The 25,681-nt window shown below is 69.5% G+C and carries 20 protein-coding genes; 7 read left to right on the top strand and 13 right to left on the bottom strand.

Translation table 11 applies throughout. The features are described 5' to 3' along the window. Positions 1-2 precede the first annotated feature (2 nt). The 6 genes from EHF44_RS19985 to EHF44_RS19960 are packed head-to-tail and all read right to left on the bottom strand — an operon-like array spanning position 3 to position 7,416. Positions 3-1,031 (bottom strand): chemotaxis response regulator protein-glutamate methylesterase, encoded by a 1,029-nt coding sequence (locus EHF44_RS19985; protein ID WP_124685476.1) that lies wholly within the window; start codon positions 1,029-1,031, stop codon positions 3-5. Then, positions 1,028-3,298 (bottom strand): hybrid sensor histidine kinase/response regulator, encoded by a 2,271-nt coding sequence (locus EHF44_RS19980; protein WP_124685475.1) that lies wholly within the window; start codon positions 3,296-3,298, stop codon positions 1,028-1,030. Before EHF44_RS19980 ends, EHF44_RS19985 begins: the two co-directional genes overlap by 4 nt. Then, complete coding sequence (locus EHF44_RS19975) at positions 3,295-3,990, bottom strand: chemotaxis protein CheW (RefSeq protein ID WP_124685474.1); 696 nt, start codon at positions 3,988-3,990, stop codon at positions 3,295-3,297. Before EHF44_RS19975 ends, EHF44_RS19980 begins: the two co-directional genes overlap by 4 nt. Then, positions 3,983-5,242: a CheR family methyltransferase gene (locus EHF44_RS19970; RefSeq protein ID WP_124685473.1), complete on the bottom strand. Its 1,260-nt coding sequence runs from the start codon at positions 5,240-5,242 to the stop codon at positions 3,983-3,985. The genes EHF44_RS19975 and EHF44_RS19970 overlap by 8 nt, the downstream gene beginning before the upstream one ends. Continuing rightward, positions 5,239-5,775: a chemotaxis protein CheW gene (locus tag EHF44_RS19965; protein ID WP_124685472.1), complete on the bottom strand. Its 537-nt coding sequence runs from the start codon at positions 5,773-5,775 to the stop codon at positions 5,239-5,241. The genes EHF44_RS19970 and EHF44_RS19965 overlap by 4 nt, the downstream gene beginning before the upstream one ends. Before the next feature lie 21 nt (positions 5,776-5,796). Then, positions 5,797-7,416, bottom strand: a complete 1,620-nt coding sequence (locus EHF44_RS19960; protein ID WP_124685471.1) for a methyl-accepting chemotaxis protein — start codon at positions 7,414-7,416, stop codon at positions 5,797-5,799. Between the two features lie 296 nt (positions 7,417-7,712). Between EHF44_RS19960 and EHF44_RS19955 the strand changes: the two genes are divergently transcribed. Beyond that, the gene (locus EHF44_RS19955) at positions 7,713-9,038 is read left to right on the top strand and encodes a putative bifunctional diguanylate cyclase/phosphodiesterase (protein ID WP_124686685.1); all 1,326 of its coding nucleotides are present in this window, start codon (positions 7,713-7,715) and stop codon (positions 9,036-9,038) included. Positions 9,039-9,269: 231 nt separating this feature from the next. Further along, complete coding sequence (locus EHF44_RS19950; RefSeq protein ID WP_124685470.1) at positions 9,270-11,909, top strand: DUF6600 domain-containing protein; 2,640 nt, start codon at positions 9,270-9,272, stop codon at positions 11,907-11,909. A gap of 154 nt (positions 11,910-12,063) precedes the next feature. Here the strand turns inward: EHF44_RS19950 and EHF44_RS19945 are convergent, their stop codons facing one another. The 5 genes from EHF44_RS19945 to EHF44_RS19925 form a co-directional block, all read right to left on the bottom strand. After that, the gene (locus tag EHF44_RS19945; protein ID WP_124685469.1) at positions 12,064-13,236 is read right to left on the bottom strand and encodes an ABC transporter substrate-binding protein; all 1,173 of its coding nucleotides are present in this window, start codon (positions 13,234-13,236) and stop codon (positions 12,064-12,066) included. A gap of 179 nt (positions 13,237-13,415) precedes the next feature. Further along, positions 13,416-14,123, bottom strand: coding sequence for an ABC transporter ATP-binding protein (locus tag EHF44_RS19940; protein WP_124685468.1), 708 nt, complete (start codon positions 14,121-14,123; stop codon positions 13,416-13,418). Further along, the gene (locus EHF44_RS19935) at positions 14,110-14,874 is read right to left on the bottom strand and encodes an ABC transporter ATP-binding protein (RefSeq protein ID WP_124685467.1); all 765 of its coding nucleotides are present in this window, start codon (positions 14,872-14,874) and stop codon (positions 14,110-14,112) included. The genes EHF44_RS19940 and EHF44_RS19935 overlap by 14 nt, the downstream gene beginning before the upstream one ends. Next, complete coding sequence (locus EHF44_RS19930; RefSeq protein WP_124685466.1) at positions 14,867-15,889, bottom strand: branched-chain amino acid ABC transporter permease; 1,023 nt, start codon at positions 15,887-15,889, stop codon at positions 14,867-14,869. The genes EHF44_RS19935 and EHF44_RS19930 overlap by 8 nt, the downstream gene beginning before the upstream one ends. Positions 15,890-15,901: 12 nt before the next feature. Beyond that, positions 15,902-16,765, bottom strand: coding sequence for a branched-chain amino acid ABC transporter permease (locus EHF44_RS19925; protein ID WP_124685465.1), 864 nt, complete (start codon positions 16,763-16,765; stop codon positions 15,902-15,904). Between the two features lie 314 nt (positions 16,766-17,079). On the opposite strand from EHF44_RS19925, the gene EHF44_RS19920 reads away from it, so the two are divergent. From EHF44_RS19920 to EHF44_RS19910, 3 genes are read left to right on the top strand one after another with little or no spacing between them, the layout of a single operon-like run. Next, complete coding sequence (locus tag EHF44_RS19920; RefSeq protein ID WP_124685464.1) at positions 17,080-17,922, top strand: IclR family transcriptional regulator; 843 nt, start codon at positions 17,080-17,082, stop codon at positions 17,920-17,922. Between the two features lie 30 nt (positions 17,923-17,952). Then, a complete protein-coding gene (locus tag EHF44_RS19915) occupies positions 17,953-18,765 on the top strand; it encodes an SDR family oxidoreductase (RefSeq protein WP_124685463.1) in 813 nt (270 codons plus the stop codon). Between the two features lie 35 nt (positions 18,766-18,800). Further along, positions 18,801-19,787 (top strand): Bug family tripartite tricarboxylate transporter substrate binding protein, encoded by a 987-nt coding sequence (locus tag EHF44_RS19910; protein WP_124685462.1) that lies wholly within the window; start codon positions 18,801-18,803, stop codon positions 19,785-19,787. Between the two features lie 26 nt (positions 19,788-19,813). Here the strand turns inward: EHF44_RS19910 and EHF44_RS19905 are convergent, their stop codons facing one another. Next, complete coding sequence (locus EHF44_RS19905; protein ID WP_172966139.1) at positions 19,814-20,521, bottom strand: winged helix-turn-helix domain-containing protein; 708 nt, start codon at positions 20,519-20,521, stop codon at positions 19,814-19,816. 670 nt (positions 20,522-21,191) lie between these two features. Between EHF44_RS19905 and EHF44_RS19900 the strand changes: the two genes are divergently transcribed. Both EHF44_RS19900 and EHF44_RS19895 read left to right on the top strand, forming a co-directional pair. Further along, positions 21,192-23,888 carry a glycoside hydrolase family 18 protein gene (locus EHF44_RS19900; protein WP_124685460.1) on the top strand — a complete coding sequence of 899 codons (2,697 nt, stop codon included), beginning with the start codon at positions 21,192-21,194 and terminating at the stop codon, positions 23,886-23,888. A 123-nt stretch (positions 23,889-24,011) separates the two neighbouring features. Then, positions 24,012-24,230: a hypothetical protein gene (locus EHF44_RS19895; RefSeq protein WP_124685459.1), complete on the top strand. Its 219-nt coding sequence runs from the start codon at positions 24,012-24,014 to the stop codon at positions 24,228-24,230. 12 nt (positions 24,231-24,242) lie between these two features. Here EHF44_RS19895 and EHF44_RS19890 read toward each other — a convergent pair whose 3' ends face one another. Next, positions 24,243-25,592 (bottom strand): MFS transporter, encoded by a 1,350-nt coding sequence (locus EHF44_RS19890; protein ID WP_124685458.1) that lies wholly within the window; start codon positions 25,590-25,592, stop codon positions 24,243-24,245. Between the last annotated feature and the right edge of the window lie 89 nt (positions 25,593-25,681).

Genomic DNA, 25,681 nt, shown 5'->3' with positions numbered 1-25,681 from the left:
GCTTACCCCTTTTGTCTTGTTGTCTCGCCGCCGCAGGCCCGCACCAGACGTGGGGCGATCCGCGGCAGCGGCAGGATTTCCTGGGCCGCGCCCAGCGTGGCGGCCGCCTTGGGCATGCCGTAGACGGCGCTGGTGGCCTGGTCCTGCGCGATGGTCAGGAAACTGCGGTCGCGCATCGCCTTCAGCCCCTGCGCGCCGTCGCGGCCCATGCCGGTCAGCAGCACGCCCACCGCGTCGCCGCGCCAGTGTTCCACCACGCTCTCGAAGAACACGTCGATGGACGGCCGGTACAGGTAGTCGCCCGGCTCGGGCGTGTAGGCCATGCGGCCGCCGGCCACCAGCCGCAGATGATCGTTGGTGCCGGCCAGCAGCACGGTGCCGGCCTGCGGCGGCTCGCCGGCGCGCGCGATGCGTACCGGCAGCGCGCATTGCGCGTCGAGCCATTCGGCCATGCCCTGCGCGAACGCCTCGTCCACGTGCTGCACGGCGACGATGGCGGCGCCGAACGTGCCGGGCAGCGCGCCCAGCAGCGTCGCCAGCGCGGCCGGCCCGCCCGCCGACGCGCCGATGGCCACCAGCCGCGGTGCGGCCGGCGCGCACGACGCGGCCGCCAGCGCGGGCGGTGCCTGCGTGCGCCCCGCCAGCAGCCGCCCGATATTGCGGATCTTGCGCAGCAGCGGCCCGGCTGCGAGCGTCGCGTCGGACTGCGTCAGCGTGGGGGTGTCCACCGCGTCGATGGCACCGTGGCCCATCGCGTCGAACACTTTGTTTGCGTTGCGGCCCAGGTCCATCGTCACCACCACGATGGCGCACGGCGTGGCCGCCATGATGCGGCGCGTGGCTTCCACGCCGTCCACCACCGGCATCAGCAGGTCCATCAGGATCAGGTCCGGCGTCTGCGCGGCGGCCATCTGCACGCCGCGTTCGCCGTCGCCGGCCACCCAGACGATTTCCAGCGTGCTGTCCAGCGCCAGCGCGCGCCGTAGCGCCGCTACGGCCAGCGGGGAGTCGTTGACGATGCCGATCTTCATGTGCGTGCCTCGCCGATCAGGTCCCGCACGGCGTCCAGCAGTGCGGTATCGTGGAAACTGCCCTTGGCCAGGTAGTAGTCCGCGCCGGCCTGCATGCCGCGTTCGCGGTCCTGCTCGCGGTCCTTGTACGACACGATCATCACCGGAAGCTGCGCCAGCCGCGCGTCGCCCCGGATGCGCGTGACCAGCTCGATGCCGTCCAGGCGCGGCATGTCGACGTCGGTGATGACAAGGTCGAACGGTTCGGCGCGCAGCACGTTCCAGCCGTCCATGCCGTCCACGGCCACGCTGACGTCGTAGCCGCGCCCGGCCAGCAGCTTGCGCTCCAGCTCGCGCACGGTCAAGGAATCATCCACCACCAGCACGCGGCGGCGGCGCGCGGCCGTGGCGTCGGTGCCGGCCTGCCGCACGCGCTCGATCCGGCCCTCGGAGACCAGCTTTTCCACGGACCGCTGCATGTCCTCGACGTCGAAGATCAGCACGGGCGTGCCGTCGTCGGTCAGGCTGCCCGCCGCGATGTTCTTGATCTTGCCCAGCGCCTGCGCCAGCGGCTGCACCACGAGCATGCGCTCGCCCACGAGCCGGTCCACGGCGATGCCGTAGACGCGGTCCTGCTCGCCGACCACCACCACGGGCACGCTATCGCCCTCGATCGGCGGCTCCGGACGCTGCAGGATCTGCGCCGCGCTGACCAGCCCCACCGGGCGGCCTTCGTGGCGGAAGTGCTGGTGCCGCTCGGTCTGCTCGATCTCGTCGCGCCGCACCTGCACGGCACGCTGCACCAGCCCCAGCGGAAACGCATACGCCTCGCCAGATACCTCCACCAGCAGCGCGCGCACCACCGACAGCGTCAGCGGCAGTTCCAGATGGAAGTGCAGGCCGCTGCCGGGCTGCTGCGACAGCTTCAGGCTGCCACGCACGGCGCGCACCATGTCCTGCACCGCATCGAGCCCCACGCCACGGCCCGAGACCTCGGACACCGTCTCGCGCAGGCTGAAGCCCGGCAGCAGCAGGAATTCCAGCAGTTCGGCCTGCGACAGCCGCGCGGCCGTGTCCGGCTGCGACAGGCCGCGCCGCACGATGGCCGCGCGCAGCGCGTCGAGGTCCACGCCCGCGCCATCGTCGGCAATCTCGATCACGAGCCGGCCCGCGTTGTGGCGCGCGGCCAGCGTGATGCGCCCGGTCTCGGGCTTGCCGGCCGCGCGGCGCACGTCGGGGGCCTCGATGCCGTGGTCCACCGCGTTGCGCAGCAGGTGGGCCAGCGGCGCGTCGAGCTGTTCGAGGATGTCGCGGTCCACCTGCGTCTGCTCGCCGGACAGCACCAGCTGCACCTGCTTGGCCAGCGAGCGGCCCAGGTCGCGCACCATGCGCGAGAAACCGGTCATGCCGTCCGACAGCGGGCGCATGCGGCACGACAGCGCCGTGTCGTAGAGCCGCCGCGACAGCCGCGTGGCACGATGGTCGTACTGGTCGAACTCCTCCACGCGCTGGGATAGCTGGCCCTGGCCGTCCTCCATCAGTTGCCGCAGTTCGGCCAGCGCGGCGCGCAGGCGCGGCACGGCCACGTCGGGCGTGTCGAGCAGGCCCTGCACGCCGTCCAGCGCCTGCAGCGCGCGCATCTGCTGGCGCCGCGCCTGCTGCATGGCGCTGCCGAACGGGCGCAGCCAGTGCGATTCGACCATCGCCTCGCCGGCCATCGCCAGCAGGCGGTCCAGCCGGTCGGCGTTCACGCGCAGCATGCGCTCGTGCGATTCGGCAGCCGCCGGCAGCTCGGCCGAGGCAACGGGCTGTGGCGACGGCGCGGCCGGCTCCGACGGTGCGGCGGGTGCGGCCGGGGGCGCTGGCGGTGCCACGTCCTCGCCATCGAGCAGCCGGTTCATCTGCACGATCCACGCATCGATCTCGGCGCGGCCGTCCAGCTCGGGCCAGTGCAGGTTGCCGTCCGGCGGATGGCCGATGCGCTGGAGCAGGTCGGTGCCCTGCAGCAGCGCGTCGATATGGGCCGGCGTCAGCACGATGCCGCCACGCTGCGCGGCAACCAGGCAGTCTTCCATCACATGGGCCACGCGCACGCCGCCATCGAGCCCGACGATGCGCGCCGCGCCCTTGAGCGAATGCGCGGCGCGCATGCAGGCTTCGAGGTGCGTGGCGGCCGTGGGGTCGCGTTCCAGCGCCAGCAGCCCCGCGTTCAGCACCTCGGCCTGCGCATCGGCTTCGAGCGCGAACAGGTCCAGCATCGAGGCATCGCGCAACTGTTCGGGGTTCATGCCAGGCTCCGCGACAGGGCCTGGCGCAGCAGGTCCGCATCGAGCAGGCCCACGCTGTGGCCCGCATGTTCGAACAGCGCCTGCGTGTAGCGTGCCGACGCCCGCGTCAGCGTGGCCGGCAGCGGCAGCAGCGCGCGGCGCGGCACGTGCTCGACGCCGGCTACCTCCGCCACGGGCAGCGCGATGGCGCTGCGCCCCTGGCCGAGGATCAGGAAGCGCGCCGGACGGGCGTCATCGCCCTCGGGGGCATCGCCGAACAACTGCGCCAGCGAGACGCAGGTCAGCAGGGTGCCGCGCACGGCGGCCACGCCCAGCAGCGCCGCGTGGCGGCGGTGCGGCAGCGTGTGCACGGGCGCGGGCGCGGTGATCTCGCCGAGCGCGATGGTCGGCAGTGCCAGCCATTCCTCTCCCACGCGGAAGACCAGCACCGACTGGCCGGCTTCGCGGGTCTCCGCGTGCTCGGCGGGCAGCGTGTCCGTCATGGCCCCGCCGAGGCTGCCAGCGGCCAGCGCGTCGAGCACGGTCACGGCCGCCTGCGCGTAGACCGGGCAATTGCGGCAGCGCAGGTACGTGACGAGTTCCGGGCAGGACCGGTCGCCGCCGGTGCCGATGCGGCGCCAGCAGTCGTACACGGTGCCGGCGGCCAGGCCGGGCAGGGTGGCGGGCGCGGCGTGGACGATGGAATCAGCCATGGCTCAGTCGGGCATGACGCTGCGCGCGCTCGCGCACGCGATGGGCGCCGGTGGCATCGCCCTCGCTGTCGAGCAAGGCAGCCAGGTGGTAAAGGGCCTCTTCATGGCCGGGGTCCAGATAGACGGCCTTGCGATAGGCGGCGTGCGCATCGGCGATATGGCCGGCCGCATCGTTCAGCACGCCCAGCAGGCACCAGCCGTCGGCCGACGACGCATGGGCCGCCAGGAACGCGCGGCAGGCATCGGTGGCGGCCTGCAACTCGCCCCGGTCGGCCAGCGCCGAGATCGACGCCAGCGGCTCCTCCGGCTTGGCAGTCGCCACGGCCGGAGGCGGAGGCATCCGCACGGGACGCACGGCGGGCGGCGTGGCGCGTGCCATGCTCTGCAATACCGGCGGCGCGACGGGCGGCCGGACGGATCGCACGACCGGCACGACTGGCTTGCTGACCGGCTCGGGATGGAACGCGAAGGCCAGCGGCACGCCGGCGCTGGCCAGCCCCTCGCGGGTCAGCAGGCTGGCCTCGGCCGGACCGACGAAGATCAGCCCGCCGGGCTGTGCCAGCCGGCGCAGCGTCTGCACGGTCCGCTGCTGCGTGGCGACATCGAAATAGATCAGCAGGTTGCGGCAGAACACGAAGTGGTAGGGCGGTTCGCTGGCCAGCAGGCCCGGCGCGACAAGATTGCCCTGCAACAGCCGCACCTGGCCGCGCACCTTCTCGGAGAGCTGGTAGCCGCCCGGGGCCGGCGCGAAATAGCGGTCGCGGAAATCGAGCGGCACGCCGCGGAACGCGTTGCTGCCATACAGGCCGGCGCGGGCGCGTGCCAGCGCGCGGGCGCTGACGTCCACGGCATCCACGCGGAAACGGTCGGCCGGCAGCCCGGCGTCGAACAGCGCCATCGCGATGGAGTACGGTTCCTCGCCGGTGGAGCACGGCAGGCTCAGCACGCGCAGCAGGCGCTCGCCGTCGCCGAACACGCGCTGCGCCGCGAACGTGCCCAGCGCCAGCAGCGCTTCACGGTGGCGGAAGAACCACGTCTCGGGCACCACCACGGCCTCGATCAGCGCCTGGAGTTCGTCGGGCGTGGCGTGCAGCACGTTCCAGTAGGCGGCCGGATCGGCGGCACCCACGGCCAGCCGGCGCGTCTCCACGGCGCGGGCAATGACGGCCGGGCCGATGGCGGTCGCGTCCAGGCCGATCCGCTCCTTGAGCAGCGTTTCGATCTGCGTGGGGGGATGGGGCAGATCCGTCATGCGGGCAGGGCGTCGGGGAACAGCATCGTATGCACGGCTTCGGGCAGCAGGTCGGCCACCCGGACCCACTGCACCAGCCCGCGCGCGTCGTGGCGCACCGGGCCCAGGTAGCGCGCCTGGCCGGGGTCGATGCCGCTGTCGACGAACGATGCCGGGTCGCACCGCAGCGTGTCGGTCGCATATTCGAGCCGCAGCCCCAGCAGCCGCGCGGCCGGCGCGGTTTCGGCAGCGGTGGCGGGATCGGCTTGATCGATGAAATCGGCAGTTTCGGCGGTTCTGGACATCGGTGCGGGTCGACGGTAGTTAACCAGCACGGTCCGGGTACTGGTGCGTGCGCCGGCCGGAGTGCCCGTGGCCAGCGCGGTCACGTCGATCACGGGCACCGGCTGCCCGGCGCGCACCATCAGGCCGCAGACCCAGGCCGGGGCGCCGGGAATCTGCTTGGTGGCGGTCAGCGGCAGCACCTCGGCCACCTCGCCGCTATCGATCGCGTAGTAGTCGGGCCCGATGCGGAACAGCAGGAAGAGCGCCATGGCGAAGGGCGGCCGGCCCGCTCAGACCTTGAAGCGCGAGACGCCGCTGCGCAGTTCGTTGGAGACCAGCGTCAGCTCGTCGATGGCCTGGCTAGACTGGCGCAGCGATTCCACGGTCTGCTGCGCGGCCTCGGAGAGCTGCATCAGCGCCTGGTTGATCTGCTCGGCGCCGCCGGCCTGGGCCTGCATGCCCTCGTTGACCATCTGCACGCGCGGCGCCAGCGACTGCACCTGGCCGATGATCTGCGAAAGCTGGTCGCCCACCTGGGTCACCTCCGACATCCCGCGCCGCACTTCCTCCGAGAACTTGTCCATGCCCATCACGCCGGCGGACACGGCCGACTGGATCTCGCGCACGATCTGCTCGATATCGTAGGTGGCCACGGCGGTCTGGTCCGCCAGCCGGCGGATCTCGGTGGCCACCACGGAGAAGCCCCGGCCGTACTCGCCGGCCTTCTCGGCCTCGATGGCGGCGTTCAGCGACAGCAGGTTGGTCTGGTCCGCCACGCGGGCGATGGTCGTGACCACCTGGTTGATGTTGCCGGCCTTCTCGTTCAGCGTGGCCAGCCGCGCGTTGACGGACCCGGCGGCCTCCATCACATGGTGCATCGTGCCTTCCATGCGCGACAGGCCCACCTGGCCCGTGCCGGCCAGCCCGGCGGTCTGCTCGGCCGCGTGCGATACCTCGTTCATGGTGCGGACGAGGTCGCGCGCCGTGGCCGAGATCTCGCGCGACGTGGCGCCGATCTGCGTGGTCGTGGCGGCCGTCTCGGTGGCGGTGGCCTGCTGCTGGCGGGCCGTGGCGGCAATCTCGTTGACCGACGTCGTGACCTGGATGGCCGACCGCTGCGCCTGGCCGACCAGCGACGTCAGCTCGCCGGCCAGCTGGTTGAAGCCTTCCTCGACGGCCCGGAACTCGTCGCGCCGGTTCAGCGTCATGCGCTCGCGCAGGTCGCCGCCGCGCATGGTGTCCAGCAGCGCCACGATCGATCGCATGGGGCTGTTGATGGCGCGCAGCAGCAGGAAGCCGCAGACCAGCGCGGCCAGCACGGCGATGGCCAGCGCTACCTCGATGCTGACCTTGGCCGTGTCCACGGCATCGACGATGCCGGCGGCGGCGCTGTCATTGACCTTGCCGTTGTCGTCCACCAGACCCTGCAGCGCCTTGCGGCCTTCTATCCAGATCTCGTGCGCACTGCCGCGCAGGGCGGCCTCGGCGGCGACGGTGTCCTTGCCGCGAACGGGGTCAAGGTAGGGCTGGGCGGCCTGCTCGTATCGGCTGCGCAGTTCCAGGAACGCCTGGAACCGGGTGCGATCGACGTCACGCTGGATCGAATCCGCGTACAGCTTCTGCAGCCGGTCCAGCCGGCGCGTGGCGTCCTCGGTCTGGGCGTGCAGCCGGGCGCGCTGCGCCGGGTCGGCCGCGGTCACCGTCTGCCAGGCCAGCACGTAGAGCTCGCCCCAGACGCCGCGCATGCCGGCGCTGTAGTTCAGGCCGGGCAGCGCGTCGGTGCGCATGATCGTGGTTTCGCGCTCGATGGCCGTCAGCCGGTTATAGGCCGCCAGGCTCATCATCGTCATGACCAGCAGGATGAAGGTGAAGCTTGCCAGGATGCGCGTGCGGATGGTCCAGTGGTTCACGGTCGATGGAGTCTGGTTGGGCCGGGACGGGGGCGGCGGGGGCGGCGGGGCCGGCCCGGGCCGCCGGCCGGGGCACGCCCACCGGACCCTGGGGAATCCCACGAACGGGTGGTAGGCGTTTGCGGCGTAGGGTACTGTAACGCCCGGGCCATTTCAACGGCGGCCCGCTACCCGCCAGGCCGCGCCGTTGCGCGGGAGCGGCGGGAATTTGAAGCGCTTGCTTTTTTCAAGGTTTTCGTCACACTTGCCAAATAGCTTGAGCGGGAAACATGTTCATCACAACTGATAGGGCAGGGATGGTGGCCAAGTCGGAGGCGCAGGCGACTGGCGCCTTGCCGCCGGCGGACCTGGATCCGCTGACCGGCGTGGTCGTCCGCCAGGCGTTCTTGAAGCGGGTGGAAGCGCGTCTGCAAAGCGAGACGACGCCCCGTTTCGCCCTGTTGCTGGTGGGTATCGACGATTTCCGCGCTTTTAACGACATGCACGGCCATGCCGAAGGCGACGCCGTGCTGCAGCAGGTGGCCCGCCGCCTGCGCGATGCGTCGCCGCGCGACGCCGTGGTGGGCCGCGTGGGCGGCGACGAATTCGGCGTGCTGCTGACGTCGATCTCGGACCCCACGCTGGTGCGCCATGTCAGTGCGGCCATCCTGTCGATGCTGTCCGCCCCCTTCGAACTCAACGGCAACCGCCACCACGTGCTGGCCAGCCTGGGCGCGTGCGTGATGCCCGCCGGCGGCGACAGCACGGCCGACGTGCTGGCCGCCGCCAGCCTGGCGCTGGCCCGGGCCAAGCACGACGGCGGCCGCACCATCCGCTTCTTCAAGCCGCAGATGCGGGCCGACGTGACCACGCGCCTGTCTTTGGTGCAGGCCCTGCGCGAAGCCTACGCCCAACGCCAGTTCGAACTGCTGTACCAGCCGCAGGTGGACCTGCGGGACGGCCGCGTCAAGGGCGCCGAGGCGCTGATGCGCTGGCGCCATCCCACGCTGGGCCTGCTCACGCCGGCCGCGTTCATCGACGCGCTGGCCGCCAGCAGCGTGGCCGCCGACGTGGGCATGTGGCTGCTGCACACGGCCTGCGCCCAGGCGCGGGCATGGTCGCTGACGTTCGAGGACGCGCCGCGCGTGGCCATCAACCTGTTTGCCGCCCAGTTGGCCGAAAGCCGGCTGCTGACCGAGGTGCGCCACGTGCTGCGCGCGCTGGAGCTGCCGCCCGACCGGCTGGAAATCGAGATTACCGAGACCATCGCCCTGCAGCAGGGCGACGAGGTGTCCGACCAGCTTCAGGCGCTGCGCCGCGACGGCGTGACGCTGACCTGCGACGACTTTGGCACCGGCTACGCGTCGCTGAGCTTCCTGAAGACGTTTCCAGTGGACCGGCTCAAGATCGACCAGTCGTTCATCCGCAACGTCACGCAGGACAATGTGGACGCCGCCATCGTCCGCTCGGTCATCAACGTCGGCCAGAGCCTGCAGATCGGCGTGGTGGCCGAGGGCGTGGAAACGCCCGAGCAGCGCGATTTCCTGCTGGCCCACGGCTGTGTGGAGGCGCAGGGCTACCTCTACGGCCGCCCGATGCCGGCCGACCGGCTGACCGACTTCCTGCGCAACCAGCCGCGCTGAGCGGCGGCGCCTGCCGCACCGCAGCATCGTCCCGCCCGGTGGCGGGGCGGCCCCCCAACTGCAAGACTTGTATCCGGCTTTGTCCCGCAAGCCCCGCCGGGCATGCCGGGAAATAAGTCCTTACAAAGACCGGTGCACAGACCGGTCCGCCTGCCGTTATCCGGGATACGGTGGCAGCGGGTGCGTGCCGCCATGCTCGCCGGCACACCCGCCGGACTCAGGTACTGGATCATGCAACCCCGTTATCGCCTCGTCATCGTGCCCGCCGTCGGGCTGGCCGCGCTGCTTGCCCAAGGGCAGGCTGGCGCACAGGACTACAACTCTGCCGTGCCGCCTGGCTATGTCGAACGGGCGCCCGACGACGCCAATGTGCTGGGCGATCCGTCCGCGCTGGCCGCCGACCCGCCGTCGCGCATCGCCACCGTGACCGACATGGCCGGCGGGCTCAGCTTTGCACCGGGCGGCTCTGACGAATGGGCGCCGGTGGGGCTGAACCGGCCGATGACCACCGGCGACCGGCTCTGGGTGGACCCCGGCGGCCGCGCCGAACTGCACGCCGGCACCACGGCGGTGCGCCTGGGCGGCGGCACGGCCGCCACGATCCTGAACCTGGACGACCGCGCCACGCAGGTCAAGCTGACGCAGGGCACGCTGCAACTCCGCGTGCGCGCGCTGCCGCCCGACCAGCAGGTGGAGGTCGACACGCCCAACCTGGCGTTCGTGCCGCGCGAGCCCGGCGACTACCGGATCGACGTCTCGCCTGATGGCACCACCACGCTCGTGACGATGCGCCATGGCAGCGCCGTGCTGTATGGCGACACCCGCGCCATCGAGCTGACGCGCGGCCAGCGCATGCGCTTTGCCGGCACCGACCTGGCCGACGCCGGGCCGGGCAACTATCCGGGCGCCGACAGCTTTGACCAGTGGACCGCCGCCCGCGACGCGCGCGAGGACGCGTCGCCGTCCGCCCGCTACGTGCCGGCCGACATGACCGGCTACACCGCGCTGGACGACTACGGCGACTGGCAGCAGGACCCCGGCTACGGCGCGGTGTGGTTCCCGCGCACGGTGGCGGCCGGCTGGGCGCCGTACAGCGCGGGCCACTGGGCCTGGGTGGCGCCGTGGGGCTGGACGTGGATCGACGACGCGCCGTGGGGGTTTGCGCCATCGCACTACGGGCGCTGGGCGTACTTCGGCAACCGCTGGGGCTGGGTGCCGGGGCCGGTGGCGGTGCGGCCGTGCTACGCGCCGGCCGTGGTCGGCTTCATCGGTGGCGCCAGCATCCGCATTGGCGGCGGGCCGGGCGTGGCGTGGTACCCGCTGGGACCGCGCGACGTCTACCGGCCCGTGTACCGGGCCAGTCCGCGCTACATCACGCGCATCAACAACATCACCGTCAACAACACATGGATGCGCGGCGGCGACCGTGACCGCTGGGTCAACCGCAACGTGCCCGGTGCCATCACCGGCATGCCGTCGCGCAACTTCGTGGAAGGCCGGCCCGTGCCGCGCGGCAGCCATCGCGACGAATGGCGCACGCTGCCCGTGGGCGAGGGGCGTGGCGGGCCGATCATCGCGCCGGTCAAGGCCAGCCTCTGGGGCGGCGGCGCGCGGCCGCAGGGCTTGCCGCCGATGGCGCGCCAGGGCTTTGAACGGCAGGCCATTGCGGCACGGCAGCCGGGGCGGCTGGGCAGCGACGACCTGGCACGCCGCTTTGCGCGCGAGGGCGGCACCGCCGGGGCCGGTCCGGCGTGGCGGGGGCCGCAGCCGGGCCAGGAAGGCCGCGGCCAGCAGGCCGGCCGCGATGACCGCCGACGCGGCCCGCAGCCGGCGCAGGCGCTGCCATGGCAGCCCGACGTCCGCATGAGCCAGGCGGCGCAGGCCGGGCGCGGACCGGGCGGCTGGTCGGGCGGCCAGCCGCGCGCGGGCATGCCGGACGCGCAGCGCCAGCAGTTCGTGCAGCAGCGCCAGCTCGACGACCAGCAGCGGCAGAGCGCCGACAACCAGCGTCAGCAGCAACAGGCGTTGCAGCGCCAGCTCGACAGCCAGCAGCGGCAGATGCAGGGCCAGCGGTGGCAGGGCGAAGACCAGCAGCGGCGCCAGCAGTTCGAGCAGCAGCGGATGATGCAGGACCAGCAACGTCAACTGGACGACCAGCGACGCGAGGCGATGAACCGGCAGCAGTTCGACCAGCAACGCCAGCAGCAGGAGCGTCAGCAGCAGGATATCCAGCGTCAGGCACAGGAGCGCCAGCGGCAGTTCGACCAGCAGCGCCAGCAGCAGGATCGGCAGCAGCAGGATGTCCAGCGGCAGGCGCAGGAGCGCCAGCGGCAGTTCGACCAGCAACGCCAGCAGCAGGATCGGCAGCAGCAGGACGTCCAGCGTCAGGCGCAGGAGCGCCAGCGGCAGTTCGCCGACCAGCAGCGGCAGGCGCAGGAGCGGCAGGCTGACATGCAGCGGCAGGGGCAGATGCGCGACCAGCAGCGGCAGTTCCAGGAGCAGCAGCGGCAGCAGATCGACCAGCAGCGGCAGCAGGCGGCGCAGCGCCAGCAACTGGAGCAGGCCCGCCAGTTCCAGGAACAGCAGCGCCAGCAGTTCGAGCAGCAGCGCCAGCAGGCCATGCAGCGCCAGCAGATGATGGAGCAGCAGCGCCAGGCGCAGGAGCAGCAGCGGCGCGTGCACGAGCAGCAGCAACAGCAGGCGCAGCAGCAACAGCAGCACATGCAGCGGCAGGCGCAGGAACAGCAGCGCCAGTTCCAGGAGCAGCAGCGCCAGCAGCAGGACCGCCAGCGCCAGTTCCAGCAGCAACAGCAGCAACAGCAGCAACAGCAGCAGCGCGGCCAGCAGGCGCGCAACGACGACCGGCGCTAGCGCCGGGCCTGACCGGCGGCGGCAAAGACAAAGGGCGTCCGGTGGTGCCGGACGCCCTTCGCTTCTCTCCACGTCGACTGTTTTGACTGCCTTGTCGATGCTGGCTGCCCGCCAGCCGGGTACTGCCCCCTCCGCCTCTCTCTTTTGCGGCGCCTTACTTCGCCAGTTCCGACAGGCGCACCGGTTCGATCTTGCCCTTCTGCACCCAGCCGACCACGGTGTCGGCCTCGGAGCCGCCCTTGGCGTCGATGCCGTCCACCTCGTTCGGATTCACTTCCTTCGGCAGCGCCTTGACCGCATCGGGCATCTTTGCCCGGATGGCCGCCGCGTCGGTGGTGGTGCCGGCCAGCTTCATCGCGTTGGCCAGCGCCCACGTCATCGTGTAGTTCAGCGACATCTCCGTGGTGGCGTCGCGGCCGTCATGCAGTTTCTTGTAGCGGGCGTTGTACGCCTGCGCGGCCGGGCGGGCGTCGTTGACCAGCGGCATCACGCCGATGGAGCCTTCCAGCATGCCCAGCCCGTTGGTGACCTTGGCCATCTCGTCCATCTTGGCCTGGTCCATGATGATGAAGCCGCCCTTGAAGCCCAGCTCGCGGGCCTGCTTGACCACCAGCGCCGTCGGCTCCGACGGGCCGCCCACGAACATCACGTCCGGCTTGTCGGCGATGGCGCGCGACACGCCGGTGTAGAAGTCGGTGGCCTTGGTGTACGACATCGGGTTGTTGCCGACGACCTTGCCGCCCGCGCCTTCCCAGGCCGGCACAAACGCCTGCACCCACGCCTTGGCGTAGTCGTGGTCGGCCGGCACCAGCGCCACGTTCTTGCCGTAGCGCTTCATCTGCGCCTTGACGAACGGCTCGATGTAGCCGGTGTAGGCCGGCGGGATGCGGATCGTCAGCTTGTTGCCGGCGTCGGTAATGCGCGGCACGCTGGAATAGGCCATGACCAGGAACTTCTCCTGCTCGTTGAACGCCTGCAGCGCGAAGATGCCACCCGAGTGCGGCACGAACACGGCCGGCGTCTTGTGCTGCTGCACCAGCCGGCGCGCATTGATCGCGGCCTCGGCCGGCGCGTACTTGTCGTCCAGCGCCACGACTTCGAGCTTCACCTTCTTGCCGCCCACCTGCAGGCCGCCCGCGTTGATCTCGTCGACGGCCATCTGGATGCCCGACAGCACGTTCTTGCCATAGAGCGCGGCACCGCCCGACAGCGGGCCGGTATAGCCGATCTTGACCACTTCCTGCGCCAGCGCGGGCGAGGAAGCCAGGACTGCCGCCGCGGCGCACGCGGCAAGCGCGAAGAAACGACCCAGTGTTTGGTGGTGCATGTGCTGTCTCCTTGTCTGTTCTGGTTTCGATAGCCAATTGTTTTCTCCCCTCTCCCGCCTGCGGGAGAGGGGCGGGGGAGAGGGCAGGACGTTCCAGATGCGACGGTCGCGATTTGGACCGCAACGCCCTCTCCCCCAACCCCTCTCCCGCGAGCGGGAGAGGGGAGCAAACCTTTCCACTACCCCCCGATATAAGCCTTCCGGATTCCCTCATCCTTCAGCAGCGCGTCGCGGTCGCCTTCCATGACGATGCGGCCGCTTTCGATCACGTAGGCGCGGTGGGCGATGCCCAGCGCCGCGTAGGCGTTCTGCTCGGCCAGCAGCACCGTGGTGCCGGCGCGGTTGATGCGCTGGATCACCTCGAACATCTGCTTGACCACCAGCGGCGCCAGGCCCAGCGACGGCTCGTCGAGCAGCAGCGCGCGCGGGCGGCCCATCCGCGCGCGGCCCAGCGCCACCATCTGCTGCTGGCCGCCCGACAGCGAGCCGGCCGGGTCGTCCTTCTTCTGGCGCAGGATCGGGAACATCTCGTAGACCTCTTCCAGCGTGGCGCGGATGCCGGCGCGGTCGCGGCGGTGCACGTAGGCGCCGAGCGTCAGGTTCTTCTCGACGCTCATGGCCGGAAACAGCTTGCGGCCTTCAGGGCAGTGCACGAGCCCGGCCTGCACAATCTGCGACGGCTTCATGCCGCCCAGCTCGCGGCCGTCAAAGCGCATGCTGCCGCCGCTGGTGCGATGGATGCCGCTCATCGCCAGGAAGATCGAGCTCTTGCCGGCCCCGTTGGCGCCCAGCAGCACCACCAGTTCGCCGGCGCCGGCGTGGAGCGTGATGTTGTCCAGGGCGCGGAAGCTGCCGTACGACAGCGAGACGCGTTCAAGCTGCAACATGGTCGGCTCCCAGGTAGGCTTCGATGACGCGCGGGTCCTGCTGGATCTGCGCGGGCGTGCCCTCGGCGATCTTCTCGCCGTAGTTGAGCACCATGATCTTGTCGGCCAGCCGCATGATCATGTCCATCTTGTGTTCGATCAGGCAGACCGTCTTGCCGTGCCGCACCATCTTGCGGATCAGCTCGGCCAGGCCCACGGTTTCCTCCGGGTTCACGCCGCCGGCCGGCTCGTCGAGCAGCAGCAGGTCGGGGTCGGTGGCCAGCGCCAGCGCAAAGGCCACGCGCTTGCGTGCTTCCTGCGTGATATCGGCGGCCACCTCGTGCGCCAGATGGGTCAGGCCGACGAAGTCCAGCGCGGCTTCGGCCTTGTCGCGGCACAGGCGTTCTTCCTCGCGCAGGCGGCGCGTGTTCAGCAGCACGTCGGCCAGGCCGGACTTCGTGCGCAGGCGGTGGCCGACGATCAGGTTGTCCAGCACCGTGGCGCGGTCGAACAGCGCGGTGGCCTGGAACGTGCGCGCCACGCCCAGCCGCGCGATCTGGTCGGCGCGCAGGCCCGCCACGTCCTGGCCCTTGAACAGCACCTGCCCGGACGAGGGCGCGTGCGTGCCGGCGATCAGGTTGAAGAACGTGGTCTTGCCGGCGCCGTTGGGGCCGATGATCGCGTTGATGTGGCCGGCCTCGAACGTCACGGACACGTCGTGCACGGCCGTCAGGCCGCCAAACTTCTTGGTCAGGTTGCGGATCTCAAGCATTCTCGGCTCCCGGGCGGCGCGTGGCGATGGGCTGGGCGTTGCGCGCGGCGGCCAGTTCGCCCCGGCGTTGCGCGGCGGCGCGGCGCGCCTGGCGCTTCAGGTAGGACCCCACGATGCCGTCGGGCACGAAGATGATCAGCAGGATCAGCACCGGGCCGAACACCAGCATCCGGTAGTCCTGCAGGAACTGCAGCGTCTGGGTGACCCACGGCACCAGCACGGCGCCCAGCAGCGGCCCCAGCAGCGTGCCCGTGCCGCCCACGAGCATCGACATGACCATGTCGAACGTGATGTCGGTGCGCGCGATGTCCGGGCCCAGGAACCGCACCTGCCCCGCGTAGAGTGCCCCGGCAAAGCCCGCGTAGGCCACCGACAGCACGAACGACAGCACCTTGGTGCGCATGAGGTTGATGCCCAGCGCCTCGGCCAGCGCGTCGCTGTTGCGCACGGCCATGAAGCCGCGCCCCAGCAGCGAGCCGACGATGCGGTGCATCACGAACGTGCCGATCGTCAGGAACGCCAGCACCAGGTAGTACTGGGCCTGCACGCTGTCGAAGGCGAGCGGGCCGATGGCCGCCGGCACCGGGATGCCGATCAGGCCGACGGCGCCGTGCGTGAGCCCCTCCCACTTCTCGATCACCAGGTAGATGATGTAGCCCACGCAGAGCGTGAAGATCGAGAAGTAGTGACCCTTCAGGCGCAGCGACACCACGCCCACGCCGTAGCCCAGCACCATGCAGACCACGCCGGACAGCGCGAACGCCAGCCAGAACGGCACCTGGTGGTCGACGGTCAGGATGCCGAGCGTGTAGGCGCCGATGGCCATGAAGCCGCCGTGCGCCAGGTTCAGCTGGCCCGTGTACCCGGTCAGCAGGTTCAGGCCCAGGGTGGCGATGGCGGTGATGAACGCGAGCGTCATCACGGTCAGGAAGTAGCTGTTGGGAACGGCCAACGGAAACGCGATGGCGGCGGCCAGCAGCAGCGCCCAGCCTGTCTTGCCTTGCAGTGCTTTCATGTCGGTGTCTCCTCAGGCGGCCTTGCCGGCGAACAGGCCCTGCGGACGCACCGACAGGATGATCACGAGCAGCAGGAAGGCGATGATGTCCTTGTAGTCGGTGGAGATGTAGAACCCGCCGAAGCTTTCGGCCATGCCGATGATCAGCCCGCCGACGATGGCGCCGGGAATGCTGCCCATGCCGCCCAGGATGATGATGACGAACGCCTTGGTGATCACCAGGTTGCCCATGCTCGGGTACACGAGGTTGATCGGCGCGTAGAGCGTGGCGGCGATGGCGGCCAGCGCGCCGGAGATGGCGAACACCAGCAGCGTGACGCGCGTGGCGTCGATGCCCACCAGCGCCGCGCCCTCGCGGTTCTGGGCCATCGCCATGATCGTGGAGCCGGTGACCGTGCGCGTGAGGAACAGGTGCAGCAGCACCATCAGGCCAAACGCGGCCACGATGATCAGCACGCGCTGCAGCGGCGCGGTGAGCCCGAAGATGTCCACCATCTGGCCGTACGGCGTGGGCATGCGGTGGAAGTCGGCGCCCCACAGCGCCTGCGCCCCGGCTTCCAGGAACAGCAGGATGCCGATGGCCGCGATCATGTCGTGGATCTCGGGCGCGTTGCGCAGCGGATGGAACACCAGCCGGTCGGCCAGCATCGACAGCACGGCCACCACGGCGGCCGCGGCCAGCATCGCCAGCCAGTAGTTCAGGCCCAGCGTGGTCATGGCGTAGTACGACACGTAGGCGCCGGCCATGTACAACGCGCCGTGCGCGAAGTTGGGTACGTGCAGGATGCCGTAGACAAGGGTCAACCCCAAGGCCACCAGGCTGTAGACGCCGCCCAGTGTCAAGCCATTGAGGAACTGCTGGAAAAACAGTGCCATGCGTTTGTCTCCTTGCGATGGTGTGCCACCGGGGCACCCGCGCTGTGTCCGACGCCGTGTCGCGTTCTCGCACGGTCGTTCTTTTTCGGCGACTTTGCATAGCGTTTCAGCGAGCGTCAAGCGATCAGACGTAGTATTCCGATACGCGAAATAGCACGCCCGCAACGGGCCGCAAACCGTCCGTGTATTCCCTGATTTCAGCGTGCAAGCTGCTGCGGGGCGGGCCAGCAGGCGCATATTTACGGGGCCTATGGCTCCTATGTTTTCCCTACATACCGGCGCTCGCCGGGCATGGAAACTGATATCAATCGCTCATGAAACGCACCACCTCGATTCCGCAGCCGCTCGATGCCGCACTGGTGTCGGCGGATGTCGCGTGTCCGAACGATGCCGAGGACCGCAATTTCGTGACGGCGCTGGCGCGGGGGGTGGAATTGCTGCGTGCGTTCGGGCCCGACGACGACTTTCTGGGCAACGCCGAGTTGTCGCGCCGTACGGGTATTCCCCGACCGACCGTGTCGCGGCTGACCTACACGCTGGCCAGCCTTGGCTATCTGGTCTACGTGCCGGCGCAGGAGAAGTACCGCATCGGCCAGGGCGCGATGCTGCCGGGCCAGCGGTATCTGTCGGGTGCCGGCATCCGCCATATCGCGCAGCCGCTGATGCAGTCGCTGGCGTTCGCCACCGGTTGCACCGTGGCGCTGGCGGCGCCGGACCGGCACGACATGCTTTACCTGGAAGTCTGCCAGCCGCGTGGCGCGCTGGTGATGCGGCTGACGCCGGGGTCGCGGTTGCCGATGGCGACCTCGGCGATGGGCCGCGCGTGGCTGGCCGGGCTGCCGGCGCCGCGCCGCGTGGCGGTCATGGCCGAGCTGGAGCGCCACCACGGCGCGCGCTGGTCGGCCGTGCGGACCAAGCTGGAACGGGCGATGCGCGAACACGCGCGGCGCGGCTTCTGCGTGGCCCATGCCGAATGGGACCGCTCGGTCAGCGGCGCCGCCGCGCCCGTGCGGCTGGCCGACGGCTCCGAGGTGCTGGCGCTCAACATTGGCGGCGCATCCACGCGCCTGTCGCCCGAAGTGCTCGAAGGCAACCTGGGCCCGCGCATCCGCGAACTCGCCGATACGCTGGCCGCGCGGCTCTGGCAGCCCGCCTGACCGATTCCGAAAACCTGCAAGGAGAGAGAGATGGAGATTCGCAACAAGACCGTGATCGTCACCGGCGGTGGCACCGGCATCGGCCGCGCACTGGTGCTGGCGTTTGCGCAGGCCGGCGCCCGTGGCGTGGCGGTGGCCGACATCGACGCGGCGGGCGCTGCACAGGTGGCTGCCGAGGCCGCCGCAGCCGCGCCGGACTGCCAGGTCTTCTCGCAGCGCGTGGACGTGGCCGATGCGGCCGCCGTGCAGGGGCTGGTCGACGTGGCCACGCAGCGCTTTGGCCAGGTGGACGTGTTCTGCTCGAACGCCGGCATCATCCTGCGCAAGGGGCTGGAAGCCTCCGCCGACGACTGGCAGCGCATCTGGGAAATCAACGTCATGGCCCACATCCACGCGGCGCGGGCCGTGCTGCCGCAGATGCTGGCGCGCGGCGAGGGGTACTTCGTCAACACGGTGTCGGCGGCGGGCCTGCTGTCGCAGATCGGCTCGGCGCCGTACGCGGTGACCAAGCACGCCGCGATCGGCTTTGCCGAGTGGCTGTCTATCACCTACGGCGAGCGTGGCATCAAGGTGAGCTGCATCTGCCCGCAGGGCGTGCAGACGAAGATGCTGTTCGGCGACGACGGTGAGCGCAAGGGCTTCCTGCAGGCGGGTTCGGTCACGCCGGAGCACGTGGCCGAGAAGACGCTCGAAGGCGTGGCCAACGAAAGTTTCCTGATCCTGCCGCACCCCGAGGTGCTGGAATACTATCGCCGCAAGGGCCAGGACTACGACCGCTGGCTGCGCGGCATGCGCCGGCTGCACGAGCAGGTCACCCAGGAATTCGGCAATATCGCCGTGTAGCAGCAAATCCGACAAGAACGATTCAGGAGACAGACATGCGTGCTCGACTGTTCCGGCGCCGGCAGGTGCTGGCGATACTGGCCGCCACGGCCGCAGTGATGACGGCGCCCGCGGTGCAGGCCGCCGATGCCTACCCGTCCAAGCCGATCCGGATCGTGGTGGGCTTTCCCAGCGGGGGCGCGCCGGACATCCTGTCGCGCATCTTCTCCGAGAAGGTGTCGCTGGGCCAGCCCGTGGTGGTGGACAACAAGCCCGGCGCGGGCGGCAACATCGGCGGCGAGATCGTCGCCAAGGCCCCGCCCGACGGCTACACGCTGGCGCTGGGCACGGTCGGCACGCATTCGATCAACGGGGCGCTCTACAGCAAGATGCCCTACGACATGGTCAAGGACTTCGTGCCCGTGATCCTGCTGGCGTCCACGCCCAACGTGCTGGTCGTGCATCCGTCGGTGCAGGCCAGGAACGTGCAGGAACTGATCGCGCTGGCCAAGTCCAAGCCGGGGCAGTTGACGTTCGGCACGCCGGGCGTCGGCACGTCGCTGCACGTGGCGGGCGAGCTGTTCAACACGATGGCCGGCACGAAGATCGTGCACGTGCCGTACAAGGGCCGGGCGATGGCCATTCCGGACCTGCTCGGCGGCCATATCACGATGATGTTCGACAACCTGCCCTCGGCGCTGCCCGTGGTGAAGGAGGGCAAGCTGCGCGCGCTGGGCGTGACCAGCGCCCAGCGGTCGGCATCGGCGCCCGACATCCCCACCATCGCCGAACAGGGCCTGCCGGGCTACGACGCCACGTCGTGGTTCGCGGTGTTCGCGCCGGCCCACACGCCCAAGGACGTGGTGGCCCGGCTCAACGCCGAGCTGAACCGGATCTTCACGTTGCCGGACGTGCAGGCCAAGCTCAAGACGCTGGGGCTGGACCCGGTGCTCGGCCCGCCCGAGAAGCTGGCCGAGTACCAGCGCAGCGAGATCGCCAAGTGGGCCAAGGTGGTCAAGGACTCGGGCGCCAAGGCGGAATAGCCGGCTGGGCGGGCGGCGGCTAGCGTTCAGAAGGCGCGCGCCGCCGCGCCAGTCTGGGAACGAAAGCGGTAGCCCACCTTGGGCACCGCCGAGACGCAGCTGTCCAGGCCCAGCGGATGCAGCGCGCGCCGCAGCCGCGACACCAGCTGCGTCAGGCAGTTCTCGTCGACCATGGCCTGCGGGCCCCAGACCGCCGCGATGATCTGCTGGCGCGACATCACGGTCTCGCCATGGTCCTTCAGCACGATCAGCAGCCGTAACTCGAAGCGCGTGAGCTTGGCGATGACCCCGTTGCACGACACGATGCCCTGCGACTCGTCGATGTGCAGCGCGTCGTCGATATCGGCGAACGACACGGGCGCCGACGACGTGGAGATCGGCACCCCCAGCCGTGCCAGCACATGGGCCAGCCCGCGCGCCTGCTCGATGCCCGATTCCATCGGCTGGGCCGGCTGGACGGGCTGGGCCGCCTCGGCGGGCGGCACGGTGGTCGTGTAGGGCACGGGGATGAACCGGTACCCCTGGCGCGGCACGGTGACGATGTGGGCGTCCAGGCTGACCGGGCTCAGGGCCTTGCGCAGACGGTAGACCAATTGCACCAGGTATAGCTCGTCGACCAGCGCCGCGCGTTTTCCCCAAACGCCCTTGAGCAGGGAATCGCGGGATTTGACCGGTGCTTTTCCTTCCACCAGCAGGCGCAGCAGTTTCTTTTGCTGGCCGGTTATTTTCGCCACCACGCCGCCGCGCAAAACTCGGTCGGTGTCCCAATCGAAAAATACAGAATCGCCATTCCGGATCATTTGGATTACCCCTGTCGTCTGCGATGGACGACAAGCGTATCGACCCGCAGAAATAGCTCCCATGGAAGATATTTCTCTCGGTATCTGACCCGCACGGGTGACAGCTCAACGCCGCTCTATGCCGTATATCGCCAAATATGGAAACAATGGCGAGCATCGAATGCCCGTCTTCTTCGCGCGAATAAGGAATGGCTGTCAACGCTGACCGGTTGTCACTACATCAGGACGTGACAGGATTAAAGACGGCTGGCGCGGCATTCCGCCTGCATCATAACCCATACGGGTATGCGTTTCGGATATCGACGAGACTGTTCAATCCGATGGATTTCCCGGAATCCACGTCATCCATTTGGCGTGGTGGATCAGTGCCGATCCATATCGATTAATCGCCGGGCATTGGCGGCGGGGTGAAATGCCAAATGCCGCGCCAAATGCGGCCGGCTATTCGGATGGAATGGTTATGACCGCCGATATTCCACGTTGAATCCATGTCATTGCAGGCGGCACGGGAGAAAGATGCGTCTGGCCGCCGGTGCCGCAGTCCGGATGAGAGGGGCTCCCAGGGCGCCGGCGGCATTCAAACCATTCTGCAAGGACAGATGTCATGACAAAGAAAACGTGTGACAGCAAGGACCAACCCGCAGGCCAGGCGACGCAGGGACGCGCCGGGCTGCTTGGCCGGACGTACCGCAGCGGCGACCCGTCGGATCCGGAACCGCCGCGCACACCGCGCCGCCGCTTCAGCAACGTGCGCGCCAACCTGGGCGCCGGCCGTACGAACAGCAAGCTCGTCTACGCGGAGGATCCGGGCGATCCCGCCATCTCCGGCACGGCGGGCGCCACGGAACGCACCTACCGTCAGAACAACTTCGACCCGTCGACCGAGGTGCAGAACTACTCGTACACGTCGACGCGCGTGGCCAAGCGCGTGTACAACAAGTACGGCGCCCCGCAGCAGGGCACGGAAGTGTTCGGCTACTACACGGACTGGTCGCAGTACGACGGCCGCCTGGATGGCAATTACACCAACAGCGCCGCCGGCCGTGGCACGGACCTGATGCTGCTGGACGCCGCCGCCTACGACCGCCTGATCATCGGCTTTGCCGGCATCGTCGGCGATCCCGGCGAGAAGCAGTACGCGATCGACGAGGCCGCGCGCCAGTTCGGCCGCAAGCTGAACGAGGCCACCTTCACCGACCCGTGGGGCGACGTGGCGTCGTACCGCAACGTCGGCTTCTCCGGCTGGGTCAGCGACGACTACAAGTGGCTGTTCGACCAGAGCCGGGCACAGGGCATCCTGGGCGGGCTGGCCAAGCTCAAGCAGAAGAACCCGAACCTGAAGCTGTCGTTCAGCCTGGGCGGCTGGACCATGAGCGGCGGGTTCCACGCCGTGGCGGCCGACCCCACCCGGCGCCAGACGCTGATCGAAAGCATCGCCTACATCTTCGATCGCTTCCCGATGTTCACCGAGGTGGACGTTGACTGGGAATACCCGGGCATGCCGGGCGCCGGCAACCCGCACGGCCCCGAGGACGCCGCGAACTTTCAGGCGCTGGTGCGCGGCATCAAGCAGCGGCTGCCGAAAGTGCGCGTCAGCATTGCCGCGGGCGCGTCGATGGACACCATGATCGCCGCCGACATCCCCGGCATGCTCGAAGCCGGCGTCGAGGGCATCAACCTGATGACCTACGACTTCTTCGGCACGCCGTGGGCGCCCGCGCTGGCGCACCACACCAACCTGTACGACTACGCCGACAGCGCCTTCAGCATCGACCGCTCGGTGAAGTACCTGCTGAGCGTGGGCGTGCCGTCGAAGAACATCTTCGTGGGCTACGCCGCGTACAGCCGCAGCGCGCGCAATGCCGTGATCGAAAGCTGGTCGCCGCTGGTCGGCACGTACAGCCCGGGCACCGGCACCACCACCGGCTCGTACGAATCGGGCGCGAGTGAGTTCTACGACATCCTGTACAACTACCTGGACCTGGAGAACCACACCGGCATCAACGGCTTCAACCTGTACACGGACAAGGAGGCTGACGCCGACTACCTGTACAACCCCGAGTCCGGGCTGTTCCTGTCGATCGACACGCCGCGCTCGGTGCTGGAAAAAGGCCGGTACGTGCTGGAGAACAACCTCGGCGGCCTGTTCACGTGGACCATCGACATGGACAACGGCGTGCTGCTAAACGCCGCGCGCGAAGGGCTGGGTGCCCCGATCCAGAACGAAGTGATCGACATGGACCCGCTGTACTTCGAGGGCATCAACACCGAGAACATGGACACCACGGTGGCCGTGATCGAGGGTCCGACCGAAGCGTTCGAAGGCGCCACGGTGTCGTTCTCCGGCCTGCGGTCGTGGGGCGCCGAGCCGCTCACCTACAAGTGGAGCGCGCCGGGCCTGACGTTCCTGGACGGCAAGACCACGGCGGTGGTGGAAGGCACGCTGCCGCTGACCACGCGCACCTACACGGTGACGCTGACCGTGACCGACGCCGACGGCGACACGGCCACGGCCACCCAGTCGCTGGTGGTCAAGAAGAAGACACAGGAACCGCCCACGTCGCGGATCACGGTGATGCTGGAATCGGGCACGCCGTACGCGCTGTCCGCGGAAGCATCGTTCGACCCGGACGACAACGCGCTGACCTACAGCTGGGACGCCCCGGACCTGTCGTTCGACGGCAGCACGGCCGAACTGGTGGAAGGCACCGCACCGGCGGTGACCGAGCCCACCGACTTCTGGGTCAAGCTGACCGTGAACGACGGTACGGAAACCGACCAGAGCGCGATCTTCCTGACCGTGGTGCCCGCTGAAGTGGAAGAAGGCGACGTGAAGGCCGTCATCACCGGCCGTACGCAGATCGAAAGCGGCGCGCCGATTCAGCTCTCCGCCACCGAGTCGAGCGGTCCGCCCCCGCTGCTGTTCTCGTGGTCGGCGCCGGGCCTGTCGTTCGACGGTGCCGATTCGGTCTCGGTCAGCGCCAATGCACCGCTGGTCGATCGCGACACGATCATCGAGGTGACCCTCACCGCCACGGGCCTCGCAGGCACCGGCGACGAGGATACCGCCACGGTGGAACTGCGCATCCTGGCCGGTGGCAGCGCGGAGACGGAAGGCACGTGGCGTCCGCAGGGTTATGGCGAAGGCTCCGAGGTGACCAACAGCTACCTGGGCCAGGGCCTGCGCAAGTATCGCGCCAAGTGGTGGGCAGAAGCCTCGGAGGAGCCGGGCAACCCGCTCTACACGACCACGCTGGCCGATGGCGACAACCGCGTGTGGCTCGACCTGGGTCCGGCCTGAGTTGACCGGGAGGTCCCCAGCCGGCGGGTAAGCCGGTAGCGGTTCCGGGCAATGCGCCGTCAGGCAGGACGGCGTGTTGCCCGGTCTTTTTCATTGGGCCGGGTGCCCGGAGAGGCGCGAATCATGCTGAAGCGAACGGTGCGCGGGCTGGCCGCGCTGGCCTTGATGCTGACGGGCTGCACGGTGATTTCGGTCGAAGGCGACCACAACCGGATACGCGATGCCGGCGGGCACGGCGGCGTGGCGCTGCCGGAGCGGGACGACGGCGCGGCGACGTGGCTGGAACGCCTGGAACGGATCGAGAAGGCGATGGGCATCGCCCACCGTGACGGCCAGCGCTGACGCGCGGCCGACTTATCGCTGGCGCAGCCGGCTCAGGCTGACCAGCGCGCCGACCGACGCCACGGCAGCCGCCACGTACAGCGCCGTGCGGGCCGCGCCGGCGCGGTCCAGGCTGAACAGCAGCGCCACCACGGCCGTACCCGTGGTCTGCCCCAGCAGCCGGGTCGTGGCCTGCGCGCCGCTGGCGCCGCCGCTGCGCTCGTGGGGCGTGGCGCTGATCATCGCCCGGTTGTTGGGCGACTGGAAGAACCCGAAGCCGGTGCCGCACAGCGCGGTGCGCCAGGCAATGTCCAGGCTCGACGCGTCCGGCCCGAGTATCGCCAGGCTCACGAGTCCGGCGCCCAGCATCAGTAGCCCGCCGCCGGCCAGCACACTGGCCGGATAGCGGTCGGAAAGCCGGCCCGACAGCGCGGCCATCACCGCCACCATCAGCGGCCACGGCGTGATCAGCAGGCCGGTCTCCTGCAGGCTGCGCCCCAGCTGGTATTCGAGATAGAACGGCAACGCCACGAACGCCAGCATCTGGGTCATGAACGAGCAGAACGACGTGGCAACGGCCAGCGTGAATGCGCGGCTGGCGAACAGGTCCACCGGCACCAGCGGGGCGGCCTGGCCCTGCTGGCGGCGCACCAGGACCCAGCCCAGCGCCAGGGCCAGCACCAGTCCGCAGCCGCCGGCAATGCGCAGCGGCGCGTGGCCCAGCGCGTCGACGCCCAGGATGAACATGCCGATGACCACTGCGGACAGCACCGCGCTCGGATAGTCGAATGCGCGCGGCTGCGGCGGCGTCTCGGGCAGCGCCCGGCGCGCCAGCGTCAGCGCGAACAGCGCCACGGGCACGTTCACCGCAAACAGCCACGGCCAGCTGGCAATGCCCAGGATCAGCGCGCCCAGCGACGGCCCCACGGCAATCGTCACCCCCACCACCAGTGCGTTCAGGCCGATGCCGCGCCCCAGGCGCGTTGGCGGGTAGATGACCCGTACCAGCGCGGTGTTGACGCTCATGATGCCGGCCCCGCCGATGCCCTGGATCACCCGCGCCGCCACCAGCATCGGCAGGTTGACCGAGATCGCGCAGAGCAGCGACCCAACCAGGAACGTGGCCAGCCCCACGCGATACACGCGCTTGTAGCCGAGGATGTCGCCAAGCGAGGACAGCGGCAGCAGGCAGACCGTGACGGTCAGTTGATAGGCGTTGACGACCCAGATCGTCCGCGCCGGGTCGCTTTGGAGTTCCCGGGAGATGGACGGCAGGGCGATGTTGGCGATCGATCCGTCCAGCACGGCCATGATCAGGCCGCAAAACACTGTCAGGATGGCCCAGGTACGCTGGGGGCGCGGAAGACCTTGATGGGACTGCATGGAGGCGGGTCGGGCGGCTTGCGCTGTTCTTGGAAAGCCCGGACCCCGCGGAAGATGACAATTCTGTCAGGATCGGACGCGCCATTATC

Origin of the sequence: Cupriavidus pauculus, assembly GCF_003854935.1 — a bacterium.
Lineage (GTDB): Bacteria > Pseudomonadota > Gammaproteobacteria > Burkholderiales > Burkholderiaceae > Cupriavidus > Cupriavidus pauculus_C.
This window is presented reverse-complemented; position numbering and strand designations above follow the sequence as displayed.

What these genes read in the sequence shown, in the direction of transcription:
- EHF44_RS19975 (WP_124685474.1), bottom strand. Translation starts at nt 3,990, where the DNA reads ATGGCTGATTCCATCGTCCACGCCGCGCCCGCCACCCTGCCCGGCCTG.
- EHF44_RS19985 (WP_124685476.1), bottom strand. Translation starts at nt 1,031, where the DNA reads ATGAAGATCGGCATCGTCAACGACTCCCCGCTGGCCGTAGCGGCGCTA.
- EHF44_RS19970 (WP_124685473.1), bottom strand. Translation starts at nt 5,242, where the DNA reads ATGACGGATCTGCCCCATCCCCCCACGCAGATCGAAACGCTGCTCAAG.
- EHF44_RS19890 (WP_124685458.1), bottom strand. Translation starts at nt 25,592, where the DNA reads ATGCAGTCCCATCAAGGTCTTCCGCGCCCCCAGCGTACCTGGGCCATC.
- EHF44_RS19910 (WP_124685462.1), top strand. Translation starts at nt 18,801, where the DNA reads ATGCGTGCTCGACTGTTCCGGCGCCGGCAGGTGCTGGCGATACTGGCC.
- EHF44_RS19980 (WP_124685475.1), bottom strand. Translation starts at nt 3,298, where the DNA reads ATGAACCCCGAACAGTTGCGCGATGCCTCGATGCTGGACCTGTTCGCG.
- EHF44_RS19950 (WP_124685470.1), top strand. Translation starts at nt 9,270, where the DNA reads ATGCAACCCCGTTATCGCCTCGTCATCGTGCCCGCCGTCGGGCTGGCC.
- EHF44_RS19925 (WP_124685465.1), bottom strand. Translation starts at nt 16,765, where the DNA reads ATGGCACTGTTTTTCCAGCAGTTCCTCAATGGCTTGACACTGGGCGGC.
- EHF44_RS19955 (WP_124686685.1), top strand. Translation starts at nt 7,713, where the DNA reads ATGGTGGCCAAGTCGGAGGCGCAGGCGACTGGCGCCTTGCCGCCGGCG.
- EHF44_RS19920 (WP_124685464.1), top strand. Translation starts at nt 17,080, where the DNA reads ATGAAACGCACCACCTCGATTCCGCAGCCGCTCGATGCCGCACTGGTG.
- EHF44_RS19940 (WP_124685468.1), bottom strand. Translation starts at nt 14,123, where the DNA reads ATGTTGCAGCTTGAACGCGTCTCGCTGTCGTACGGCAGCTTCCGCGCC.
- EHF44_RS19895 (WP_124685459.1), top strand. Translation starts at nt 24,012, where the DNA reads ATGCTGAAGCGAACGGTGCGCGGGCTGGCCGCGCTGGCCTTGATGCTG.
- EHF44_RS19945 (WP_124685469.1), bottom strand. Translation starts at nt 13,236, where the DNA reads ATGCACCACCAAACACTGGGTCGTTTCTTCGCGCTTGCCGCGTGCGCC.
- EHF44_RS19930 (WP_124685466.1), bottom strand. Translation starts at nt 15,889, where the DNA reads ATGAAAGCACTGCAAGGCAAGACAGGCTGGGCGCTGCTGCTGGCCGCC.
- EHF44_RS19900 (WP_124685460.1), top strand. Translation starts at nt 21,192, where the DNA reads ATGACAAAGAAAACGTGTGACAGCAAGGACCAACCCGCAGGCCAGGCG.
- EHF44_RS19935 (WP_124685467.1), bottom strand. Translation starts at nt 14,874, where the DNA reads ATGCTTGAGATCCGCAACCTGACCAAGAAGTTTGGCGGCCTGACGGCC.
- EHF44_RS19965 (WP_124685472.1), bottom strand. Translation starts at nt 5,775, where the DNA reads ATGGCGCTCTTCCTGCTGTTCCGCATCGGGCCCGACTACTACGCGATC.
- EHF44_RS19915 (WP_124685463.1), top strand. Translation starts at nt 17,953, where the DNA reads ATGGAGATTCGCAACAAGACCGTGATCGTCACCGGCGGTGGCACCGGC.